Source organism: Chitinophaga sancti (assembly GCF_034087045.1).
GTDB lineage: Bacteria > Bacteroidota > Bacteroidia > Chitinophagales > Chitinophagaceae > Chitinophaga > Chitinophaga sancti_B.
Window position 1 is genome coordinate 3,552,179 of the sequence record NZ_CP139247.1, and the last position, 12,104, is coordinate 3,564,282.

5 protein-coding genes are annotated in these 12,104 nt (G+C 44.7%); 1 reads left to right on the top strand and 4 read right to left on the bottom strand.

Annotated features, from left to right (window positions below; translation table 11 throughout):
* Window positions 1–66: 66 nt before the first annotated feature.
* The 3 genes from SIO70_RS14780 to SIO70_RS14790 all read right to left on the bottom strand — a co-directional run bounded on the left by SIO70_RS14780 (window position 67) and on the right by SIO70_RS14790 (window position 5,492).
* Window positions 67–774 (bottom strand): alpha/beta hydrolase-fold protein, encoded by a 708-nt coding sequence (locus tag SIO70_RS14780; protein WP_320581629.1) that lies wholly within the window; start codon window positions 772–774, stop codon window positions 67–69.
* A gap of 73 nt (window positions 775–847) precedes the next feature.
* A complete protein-coding gene (locus tag SIO70_RS14785) occupies window positions 848–2,101 on the bottom strand; it encodes a M12 family metallopeptidase (RefSeq protein WP_320581630.1) in 1,254 nt (417 codons plus the stop codon).
* Between the two features lie 208 nt (window positions 2,102–2,309).
* The gene (locus SIO70_RS14790) at window positions 2,310–5,492 is read right to left on the bottom strand and encodes a carboxypeptidase regulatory-like domain-containing protein (RefSeq protein WP_320581631.1); all 3,183 of its coding nucleotides are present in this window, start codon (window positions 5,490–5,492) and stop codon (window positions 2,310–2,312) included.
* A gap of 471 nt (window positions 5,493–5,963) precedes the next feature.
* Here SIO70_RS14790 and SIO70_RS14795 point away from each other — a divergent pair, with 471 nt between their 5' ends.
* Window positions 5,964–7,166, top strand: a complete 1,203-nt coding sequence (locus SIO70_RS14795) for a bifunctional 3,4-dihydroxy-2-butanone-4-phosphate synthase/GTP cyclohydrolase II (RefSeq protein ID WP_320581632.1) — start codon at window positions 5,964–5,966, stop codon at window positions 7,164–7,166.
* Window positions 7,167–7,226: 60 nt separating this feature from the next.
* Here SIO70_RS14795 and SIO70_RS14800 read toward each other — a convergent pair whose 3' ends face one another.
* On the bottom strand, window positions 7,227–11,975 hold the full coding sequence (locus SIO70_RS14800; protein WP_320581633.1) for a translocation/assembly module TamB domain-containing protein: 4,749 nt from the start codon (window positions 11,973–11,975) through the stop codon (window positions 7,227–7,229).
* Between the last annotated feature and the right edge of the window lie 129 nt (window positions 11,976–12,104).

The following is a 12,104-nucleotide window of genomic DNA, read 5'->3' on the forward strand; positions in this document are numbered from 1 at the left end:
ATCAATGATTCCGTTTACAATAAAAGCGGATGAGGATCAATATTCGCGCCAATGGATTTCGCCAGCTTATTTTATAAGGGAAAGGTAATATGGTAACATTTCGTTCCATACGGGCCAGTCGTGTTTTTGATTGGGCCTTATATCCAGCCAGTGGCTGATGCCTTTGTGAGCGAGTATCCCTGACATCCGTTCATTCTGGTTACGGGCTATATCTTCGTCGGCTACGCCTAGTATAATTCCCATGCGCCAGAGGGCTTCGTGCGGATTGTCCCGCATGTAATCCATGGGATTATGGAAATAGACATTATCATCATAATGACCATCCAGGCGGGAGGTAATATCAAAAATGCCGCTGAGGCTAAAAAGGTAAGAGACCTGCTCCGGGTAGCGGAAGGCAAAGTTGGATGCATGGTACCCACCGAAACTGCAACCGGCTACGGCTACGCGGTAAACGCCGGTTTCGTATATGACCCTTTCCAGCACCTCATGGCGCAGCATGTTGTCGTAAGCAATGTGATTGAGGGTGCGTTGAGCAGGGGAGACCTGTTTGTTGTACCAGCTCCGGGCATCTATACTATCAGGGCAATAGACCCGAATGAGCTGATGGTCGATGAACCATTGTAATGCATGAATAAGGCCTCTTTCCTTATGTTCATAATGGCGCCCCATAGAGGTAGGGAAGAGGATGAGGGGATAGCCTTCCTCTCCGAATACCAGCATCTCGAATTCACGGCCGAGATGAGGGGATTTCCATTTGTAATATTGTTCATGCATTCATATAAATATAATAAAAAAACGCTTCGGCTGTTAGGCCGAAGCGTTTTTTTGTCAGGTAGTATTTTCTACTTTATTTCGCAATGTAGCCTACACCGTTCTGCAGGATTATATCCTGATAATAACCGCCTTCTCTGTAATTACCATATTCCTGTTCCCAGGCCTGCTTGATATACAGGTCAACGATTTTATAGGAATTAGAACCTGGTGCCAGCTTATGATAACTTACAGTTTCTGAATTTGCACCACCACTGCCACCATAGGTATATCTGGAGCTTAAACAGGTAACATTTGTCTGGAAAGACAGGTTGGCAGGTACTGTGCATGCTGCATCTGAGTAAAACCTGATGTATACATCTACAGCTTCATATACATTCAGGTAATTAGGACCATCATTCCATTGGTACTCGATAGGTACCTGTACCATTTTGGCATAAATCCCCGGATTGTACATGTAATTGTACGTCTGAATATCACCAGATGAGAGAACAGAAGAATTATAATAGTAAGTGCCTCCACCCAGTGTGGTGATTGTAGGACTTCCATTTTTACTGAAAAAGTAAGGACCATACAACATAATAGACTCCCAGTCAAATGTGCCCAATTCAAACCCCTGATATCCACGGGCTGCATATGTCTGGAAATTGTGATCTTCATCATCTTCAATATTGCTCCAGTTGATGATAACATAGTTATCCCGGTCTGCCCGTGTTTGTTCATGGAAGAAGCCAAGGGCGTGGCCAATCTCATGAACCGCATTTCCCCAGGAGCAGCCGTCATCCAGTGAAATCAGCTGTTTTCCCCCGGTCATACCAATACCATCGGAATAGCATCCATCATCCTTGATGAATTCTATATAATTTGCCTGGTTGGTACGTTGTACGAACTGAATGTTGGTATTGGCCTGCCAGTGGGCAATAGCATCCGTAACCCGGGAGCTGTTAGGTAATCCGACATTGATGGAGTAATACACAATCCTGTTCGGCCAGAGATTTACGAAATTGGCCCTGCCGGTGCGGGCTGTAGCGTCATCAGTTTCTCCTTTCAGGAATTTTACCTGGCTTTCGCCAAGCACCATGTCATCGTCCAGTAGATAACGATCTCCTTTTTTAATGAGGCTGTATTGCTCCCCGGTCTTTTTGTTGGTAATGGTAACGGGCTCCCCTTTAATATTGGGAAATGCTTCCATCGAAGAACATCCACAGTCTTTTGTAGTGGTAGTTGAGGTGTCTGTTGCCTCCTGTTTCTTACAGGAAGAGAATGACATGGCCAATACCAGACCTGTCAGCAACAGGGGGCGAATCAATAGGCTTTTTTTTGTTTTCATGTGAGATGGAAATTTAAATGTATAGGTTGAGTTAAAAAGTCGATATAGATTGTGAAATAATGGGTTAAATGATATAGGAAAAATGGTATGGGTTAAATGCTATGGGTTAAACGGTATAGGTTAATTGATACGGGTTAAAGTAAGGTATGGGTTAAATTAGGGTATAAGTAAAAAGGTCCTGCAATCTGCAGGACCTTTTTAGCAATTCTTAGAAGTTATAACGAACACTCAACTGACCTCTCCAGCGTGACAGGTAGTCATTCACTGTATATGGTCTCAGTGTACCATTGATGTTGTTCATCAGGTTCTTGTTGAATGTGTAAGTCGGAGTAGTGCTCTGAGATGTTACTGTGAACAGAGATACTGACTGATTGCTCAGGTAATAAGACCATCCCCAGTTACGGTTCAGCAGGTTAGCTACGTTCAGGATGTCGAATCCAACTTCAATTCTGTGTGTATTTTTCAGGATGAAATCCTGTGCAAGCTTCAGATCGAAGTGGCTTTCCCATGGCATTCTCAGTCCGTTACGCTCTGTATTCTGACCCATGTGAGAGCTCAGGTATTTGTTATTGGCAGCAAATGCCTGGAAGTCAGCCAACTGCTGGGCAGGCGTTACCACAGTACCGTCAGACAGTGTCAGCGTGCTGAACTGGCTAGCGTCTGTAGGCAGGTAAGCTAAGCTGTTTGTACCAGTTTTACCAGAAGCATCATCACCGGTAATGTTGTTGTTGAACATTACAGAGTAACGCTGACCGGTGTAACCCTGGTAAACCAATCCGATAGTGGTAGACAGGTGACCCTTAGCATAACGGAAAGTTTTGCTTGCGTTAGCTACCACACGATGACCTGGATCAAAGTTAGCACGAGCCAGACTCAGGTTGTTCATACCATTTACGTTGTAAGCAAAGCGCCAGCTGGAATAAGCAGTAGAGCTGGTACCATCGTTCATAGAGTAAGAAGCACCATAAGTATAAGCCAGGCTACCAGACCATCCATGATCCATTGGTTTCTGAATCTGTGCAGTTAAGTTATAAGAATAACCTTTGCTGGTGTTAGTCAGATAGATGACATCAGTATAAGAAGAGTTTGCACGTGCAAAGTTGTACCAGGGTCTGGTGGTGTTACCTAAAGTAACTTGACCTGTCTGAGGTCCAACGTTCAGGTTCTTATACAGGATGTTATTGAGCGTTTTGGTGTACAAAGCTTCGATTGTACCAATCAGACCCCACCATGGCAGTTTCTGGTCGATAGCCAGGTTACCACGGAGTACCTGAGGATATTTGAAGTTTTTGTCAGTAACGTCAATTTCAGTAGGAGCAGCAGCGGTAGTAGGAATATAAGCACCCAGGTGTGTATCAGCCGGATCATAGTTGAAACGTACTGTTGAAGGAGGAGTACCACTGAAGGATGTGAATGCAACACCAGTTTTGGAATATGCATTGGAGATCCATACCAGCGGAACACGACCTGTGAACAGACCGGCACCACCTCTCAGTTGAGTCGTACCATCGCCATTTACATCCCAGTTAAATGCAACTCTTGGAGCCCACATCAACCTTGTTTTTGGAATAGTATTGTTCTTAATGCCATAAGTAGTAGCGATGTCAGAAGCATTGAAACCAGTGTTTGCGTCAGGTTTGTTGAAGAATACCGGCAGGTCGATACGCAGACCATAAGTCAGTCTGAACCTGTCATTGATATCCCAGATATCCTGTCCATATAAGCTGAACTGACCAGCACGGATCTTACCAGGAGCCAGGTCATTACCACCTTTATTAGAATAACCAACTGCATAAGTAGTAGGCGCAGCAGAGTTATTCAAAAAGGTATTAAGGTTTCTGTAAGTATAGTAACCATAGTAGTACTGCAGGAACACGTTGCTTGTGTTAAAGAACTGGTTGTCAGTACCAACAGTGATGGTATGTTTTTTCTTCTGAATAGTCAGGTTATCAACGATGGTGAAGTTGTCCTGATTCAGTGAGTTACGTGGAGAGGAGTAATCCGCACCCAGGTTGTAGTTCAGACCACCTTCAGTGATATATACAGATGGGAATTCAACAGTAGAACGTCTGTCGCGGATACGGTTGTAGGTCACACGCAGTACGTTTGAAGTAGTAGCATTGAAGCTACTGTTCAGTTCAGCTACAGTCGAGTTAGTAGTGCTGAGCATATAGTAGCCACTGTTAGCAAAAGTCATAGTAGTTGCACTACGGGAAATGTTGTACAGGCTACCATCAACATAGCTATGACGGAAGGTTAATTTATGCTTTTCGCTGATGTTCCAGTCGATACGAGCAAATACTGAAGTTGCATATGATTCAGAGTTAATATCAGTATAGCTACCCGGATCGAATCCATAAGTATCTTTTACATAAGTACGGATAGAATCCAGTCTTGCAGTACTGAATTTAGAACCTGAACCAGCATCAGCAGGATTGTAACCAAGTGGTGTTTTGGTATCGTTTCTTTCCGCGTTTACGAAGAAGAACAATTTATTTTTGATAATTGGACCACCCAGGCTGGCACCCCATGTAGTATTATTATAGGTAGGGTATTTGGTTTTGCTCTGAACATTTTCGCCTACAAAACTCTGGTTTTGATTCAGGAAGTAAGCAGAACCATGGAACTGGTTAGTACCACTCTTTGTTACAGCGTTGATACCACCACCCGTAAAGTTACTCTGAGTAATATCATATGGAGACAGTACGATTTGTACTTCCTGCACCGATTCCAGTGGAACAGCGTTTACATTCGCCTGACCACCATTGGTACCTGTAGCTGTCAGACCAAATGCGTCATTTGCATTCGCACCATCCACAGTGAATGAGTTGAATTTGTTGCTCTGACCTGCAAAGGAAATACCTAGTGGACTACCGTTCGAGCTGCTGTAAGTAGCAACAGCCTGCGGTGTCAAACGGGCGAAATCCTGGATGCTACGGCCTACAGTTGGCAATTCAGTCAACTGGCGCTGGCTGATGTTGGTCTGCGTACCCGTGCGGTTTGAGCTGATGATGCTGCTTTTTTGACCGGTAATAGTTACTTCGTTCAGAGATTTGCTACCATCTTCAAGTTTTACGTTTTGGGTCAATGCAGTACCCAGGCTTAGATACAGGTCCTTAATGTTTTGTTCCTGGTAGCCTACATAGGTAATTGTAATGGTGTAAGGACCCCCTACACGCATGTTGGGAATGGTGTAACGACCTCCCTCTTGTGTTGTGGTACCATAAACGGTTCCGGTTGGAACGTGAATGGCTTTAACTGTGGCCCCAATCAGGCCTTCCCCCTTTGCATCTTTCACCAGACCGGTAACAGCACTTGTTGTTACCTGCGCGAAAGAATAGCAAACGCTAAACAAGACAATGAATGTTAACAGTAGTTTTTTACATCCCATATTTGAGCAGTTTGATTTTGTAAGACCGCAAAGGTTAAAAAAAATTACTTAGAAATTTTAACTTGAAATTAACAAATTGTTAAGCCATATTAAAAGATTGAGTAGATGGTTCTGTAAATTCGAAACTATATGGGAAAACAGCCTTTAAATGTAGTTTGTTCAACTAATAGAGTAAGAAATTCTAATATTTCGAATAATGATTTGTTGAAATACTTAATTCTCTGTCGGGCAAGGGCTGTTTTTATATTAGTTTTCTGACAAATGTTTATATGTTTATATTTATTATGTGATAAGGAATGAAGGGGATTAAACTGATGGGAGCGTGTTTGGGAGGAATTAAGGAAATATTGGACTTCCAACACCGCTGGAAGGTGACTTTTTGTGCTGTCAAAAGGGCGTAAAATCCGGGATTAGTCCAATGTTTCATGCCTCTTTTTAACCTAACTTTGCAATCAATATAACAACAGTGATATGTTAGATACAATAGAATCAGCCATAGAAGATATAAAGAACGGTAAACTGGTCATAGTAGTAGACGACGAGGATAGGGAGAATGAGGGCGATTTCATCACAGCAGCAAGGAATGTGACTCCGGAGATTATCAACTTTATGAGCCGTTACGGCCGTGGATTAATATGTGCACCACTAATTGAAGAAAGATGCGAGGAACTCGGTCTGGAAATGATGGTGCGTGATAATACAGCTTTACACCAAACACCTTTTACAGTTTCTGTCGACTTACTCGGACACGGTTGTACCACCGGTATCTCCGCCCATGACAGGGCAAAAACAATACAGGCCCTGATCGATCCTAATATTCGTTCTGAAGAATTAGGGAAGCCCGGGCACATTTTCCCCCTGAAAGCTAAGAAAGGAGGAGTGCTGCGCCGCACCGGACATACCGAAGCTACCATCGATCTGGCCCGGTTAGCAGGATTTGAGCCTGCCGGCGTACTGGTGGAGATCATGAACGAAGATGGCTCCATGGCCAGACTACCGGAACTGAAGGAAATAGCAGTGAAGTTTAACCTGAAACTGATTTCCATCAAAGACCTGATCGAATACCGGCTCAAAAAGGAATCCCTGATCGAAGAAGAGGTACGCGTACAGATGCCGACTGAATATGGTGATTTTGAATTGATTGCATTTAAGCAACTGAATTCCGGCGAAACCCATATGGCACTGAAAAAAGGAGACTGGGAGAAAGATGAACCCGTACTGGTGCGCATCCACTCTTCCTGTGTAACCGGCGATATTCTCCATAGCCTCAGATGTGATTGCGGCCCGCAACTCCACAAAGCCATGCAAATGGTTGAACAGGAAGGGAAAGGCCTTATATTATATATGAACCAGGAAGGCAGAGGTATCGGTTTGCTGAATAAACTGAAAGCCTATAAACTACAGGAAGAAGGTAGAGATACAGTGGAGGCAAACCTCGAATTAGGCTTCCAGATGGATGAAAGAGATTATGGTGTGGGTGCCCAGATCCTGAGGCATCTGAATATTACCAAAATGCGGTTGATTTCAAATAATCCCAAAAAGAGAGCCGGGATGAAAGGATATGGATTAGAGGTGGTAGAAAATGTGCCGATCGAAATTCATCCTAACCCGCATAATGAAGTGTATTTGAAAACAAAGAGAGATAAAATGGGTCACGAGATCCTGAAAGGATAAATAACAAAAGGGTCCTGCCTCTGGCAGGACCCTTTTGTTATTTAATGCGTTGTATCCCTATTAATGCGTTGTATCCCTCGCCGGTTTCACCGTATCCTTCTCCTCCAACCGCAGCATCTCTGCCCTCCTCATACTATCTATCATCCGCTTTCTCGCCCGCTCATTAAACAACTCGGTGAATTTATTATACTCACGTACATAAGATAACCCCAAACCCGCCTTATTCCTGTTCACTAAATTATATACGTCATAATCCGACTTACTAAATGCATTGATACGGAACCTGCCCTCCGGCGTCAACAGGTACTCTGCCCTGAAGTCACCCGCCAGCCGGTTCGTATTCGACGAAGTAGACGCTTTCCCCCAGTCATAATCACCACCCACATACAACCTTACCCTATTATTATATAAGGTACTGGTAATACCCGCACTCACCTGGTTCCGGTCCATCGCCGTATTATCCACATTCCCAATATTATAAGCACGATAGTTCACATTCACACCAATACCACTGTTCTTGAGCAGTGCCCCGGTTATATTATTCAATATCGCCTGTGCCTGCGCACTCAATGCCTGTCCCACACTATTCTTACCTGTGATCGCCACACTCGCACCTGCCGAATTCGGATCTTCAGGCAGGAACTGGTTGAAGAGCAGCAAACCTGCCATCTGTTGCAGGGCCTTATTCTGATCCTGGTTGATTTCCTTCAGTTTCGCTGCCACACCACTTTCATATGCCAGTGACCCTACCTCCGGCAGATTGATCTCATAAGAAATATCAGGTTTCATCAACTCCCCACGCAGGTTAATCAGGATATCCACCCGTTCTGTACGGGTCGCCAGTTTATCTGTTGTGGTAGAAGCCGTTCCTACCAGGTTGTACAAACTCACTTTTGGCAAAGAATACTTTGCATGGATATCTACCTTCGCTGCCTGCGGATCGCCATTCCAGGTGATTGAACTGCTCTTATCGATATCAAACTTCCAGCTGGTCAGCCTTTGCAAGGTAAAATTATAACTACCCAGGTTGATCTCATAGTTTCCAAACATGGTAAAGTCTCCATCCAGGTTTACATTGATCTGAAGGTTCCCGGTACCATTGGCAGAAATCATATCACCACTCGCAGCATCCATGATCACATCTATCTGTGCATCAGGGGTAGCAGATATATCGAGTTTCACATTCAGCTTCACGTTATCCTTCTTCTTCCGCTTCTCTTCCTTCATCTCTGTACCATAGGTTTTGAAGGTAATGTAATCCGACTTCCCGATGTCCTTACTATCCGACAATGGCAGGTAGAAATGGGTACCCTTATCCGGCTTTGCCTGCACTTTCAATACCATATCTTCTAACGGACCCTGGAAATAAACCTTTCCATCCGCAATCACATCTCCATAAAAGAGATCACTATCCGCCGCACCTGTACCCAGGAACACAAAGTTCCTCGCCGTTACATCAAAGTCGAAGTTCAGTTTATTGAAATGGTCATGAGAAATATAGCCACTGCCATTTGCTTTACTGTTGTTCTTATCAATGATGGTGAAGTTGCCAAACTCAATCAGGTTATCATCTATATTGATGTTCAACTTAGGAATGGTATAATTTGTACCCAGGTACAATACCCTTACTTTCGCACTATCTACTTTCAGGTTTCCTTTCACCGAAGGCAGTTCTGTAGTGCCACTCACATTGATCTGGCCATTCACCTGCCCTTTCAGATCTGTCACATAATCTTTTACAAAGCGATCCAGCAATACCAGGTCTACACCCTTCATGTTTACTGTACCTTCCAGGTTATTATTTTCTTTCGTTAATCCCACACTTCCCTTTGCATCCAGGTTCTTACCGGCATTATCACTATGTAGTTCAAATGTGGCTTCGCCGGTGCCCTGACTATATCCCCCTGCAAAAGATACCAGCCCGATGGAGTCATTGTCCAGTCGTAATTCTTTGGTCACAATATCCGCATCTATATCCAGGTTCCGCATCGGGTCTGTGATCAGGATCTTCCCGTCTGCCTGTCCCTCTATACGCATAGGCGTCAATTGCGCCGGAATTACATCGGCCAGGTTCAGGTTCTTCAGGGTGATCATGAAGGTAGATTCATCCGGGTTGTATTCGTTGGTTTCTACGGACACGCTCTGTTCATTGCGCGTTACCTTCAGGTTATGTACAGTGAGGAAGTTCTTACTCCAATAAATTTCATTGCCCGGTGTCACATTCCACTGTCTTTCATTTACGGTAAAGGCACTGTTCAGGAAGCTGATTTTCACCCCATCCGATACAGTGATCACCCTGGCATAAAAACCATCCAGGGAGGTGGTGTCCTGTGCCTGCAGGTCTACTTTCAGGTAAGAAGTATCTTTGCCGGAGCTGGCCAGGATCAATGGGTGCTGTAGTATTACCTTGTCTCCACTGGTCACCCTGCCTATACTTGTACTGATGTCAATTTTATTAAAATTACCGGAGCTTTTCAGTTGCAGGTCATTCACCATATACCCGCCATAGCCAGCCTGTGGCACAAATACATTCAGCGAAAGGTTGCCATTCACCGTATTCAGCGACCCATCTATTTTTGACTGGTCAAACCCCGTCACCTTGTCTGTGAAACCTTTGATCAGCTTATCCACTTCTCCCATCTGGAATGAAAAGGAGAAATCCTGCTTAATCTCTTTGGCAGGTACTGTAGGGAAATAGCTGGGGTAGTATTTATTGAGCAACAGTTTGAATGCATCCGGCAGGTCCATAAAACTATAGTTCCCTTTCACAAACCCGGTGATCTCACTACCCTGAATAGCCAGTACCTTGATATTGTTCTCCAGGTGTGTAGATACATTCAGTGAGTCAAATTCCAGCCTGTGTAGTTTGCGGTACAGCGATACATCGTACACACGGGCAGAACCATCGAAGTTATCGATATTGCTACCCGCAAAGTTCAGGTCCATTTTTGCCTGGAAAGTGAGCGAGTCATCCGTGAGGCGCATGGCCTTCAGGTTACTGTGTCGGATATCAGCATCAAAACGGAACACGGGCACCGGCGCATTGAAGTCAATGGTACCGGCAAAGTCCATATCCAGGTTAGGGTCGCCCACTGCGAGCGAACCGTTGAAGAACTTCCTGTTCATCTCACCCTTCGTCCTGATATTGGTATAGGTATAATCGTAGAGCGTAATTTTCTGTACATCCGCATCTACTGTTGCATTCAGTGTTTTAAAGTTGAAACCGGCGCCGTTTACCTTCGCACTCAGCGACACGGTGGATAGCTGGGGTACATCCAGCAAGGTACCCATATTGAAATCATTCATGGTCAGACTACCGGAGTATACCGGCACATCCTTGCTGGTCTTGAAGTTCAGGTCAGAATTCAGGTTACCCAGGTTGGTCTGAAACTTACCATAGGCCACAAAGTCATTGATAAACCCTGTAAAGCTACCCTGGAAGAGGATGTTGCTCAGTTTGTCAATACGCAGTGGCTCCACGTTGCGCAGGGAAGGGGCAATGCTGAGGATCTCTCCGCCATTAGTGGTCAGTTCGTCCGCACGGAAGTCGATGAAGGTTTCTTCGATATCAGGCAACCCCCGCATTTCCAGACCTCCTTTCAGATGTGTACCTGCATTGTCAGAAAGTTCTATATTATTCGCTTTCAGGTTTGACACCGGCCCACGGGCATCGCCGGAGAGCGTGGCTACCTTTTTCCAGTCGCTCAGTTCCGGGGCAAAGAAAGCAATATCGTCAGAAGATAGTTTACTGTTTACAATATGTGCACGCATGTATACCAGGTTGATATAATCATTCATATCACTGATATCTGCATATTGCATGGTGTAATAATCACGGAGGTGGCTGTTGGCTGTCAGGAGGTCCATGTGAGAGAACTCCATTTCCACTGGCGACATCTTAAACCGTGCAGAGAGTTTCTTTACTTCAAATCCGCTTCGTTCTTTAGTACTGAAGGTCAGGTCGCCCAGGATACTATCTTTTACTAATGTCGTATTGGTGAGTTGTAGATTTATTTTCTGGAAGCGTATATGATTCGGTGCAAAAGAACCGGCTGTTACAGCTGTGGTATCATCCGGGTCGTCTACGCCAAAGAGGCCGTCTTTGATGGAGACTTCCTTGACCAGCAGTTTCCAGTTGGCGCTGTTCCAGCGAAGCTCAGGAATAGCGGTAGTATCTGTCAGCTCCTCTTTGTCTGCTTTGGGTTTTTTGTGACGCAGGGGGGAGGACTTATAACTGGAAATAATAAACGATGGCTTGTCCAGTTTCAGCTCCTGGATGTCAATATTGTGTTGCTGCAGATCGAGGTTCTTGGCATCCAGGTAAATTTGTTTGGCAGTTACGTAGTAGTCTTCACCAATCCACTGGTCTACCTGGTTGATCCTGACATTCGTGAGGTCGACCTTACGAAGGTCAAACGATACGCCGCCGGAAGGTTTCTTTGTTTTCGATGTATCAGGTGCACTGGCAAAGGCGTCGATGATGAATTCGTAGTTCCAGAGAGAATCTTTGCGGGTACGAATTAAGTTGATGCTGGCATTATCCAGGCCGATGTATTTGAGCACCGGCTTATCCTGTACGAAGAACCAGTCGGTGATCTTTACCTGGGCAGTACCGGCATACAGCAAAGTATCTTTGTGCCTGTCTTCAATATAAAGACCTTCCAGGCGAAGGCTGTTGAAAAGACGGATATCCACATGCCTGAGGTCTACCCTTGTTTTCAGCTGCTGCGAGAGTCGGGTGATTGCTTGCTGAACAAGGAAATTCTGTACTGCAGGAATGTTGATCAGGATACCCAGAAGGATAGCCAAACCCAATATACTAAGGAGAACAATCGTGATTATTTTACGTACCTTTTTCAGCGCAGCAATGTTTAAGCGGCAAATTTAATTGAATAAGTTGATAATACCGGGCTCTTGGAGCGATCAGGTTAGCAATTT

Coding starts and splice junctions, on each gene's coding strand:
- SIO70_RS14780 (WP_320581629.1), bottom strand. CDS start 774: ATGCATGAACAATATTACAAATGGAAATCCCCTCATCTCGGCCGTGAA.
- SIO70_RS14785 (WP_320581630.1), bottom strand. CDS start 2,101: ATGAAAACAAAAAAAAGCCTATTGATTCGCCCCCTGTTGCTGACAGGT.
- SIO70_RS14790 (WP_320581631.1), bottom strand. CDS start 5,492: ATGGGATGTAAAAAACTACTGTTAACATTCATTGTCTTGTTTAGCGTT.
- SIO70_RS14795 (WP_320581632.1), top strand. CDS start 5,964: ATGTTAGATACAATAGAATCAGCCATAGAAGATATAAAGAACGGTAAA.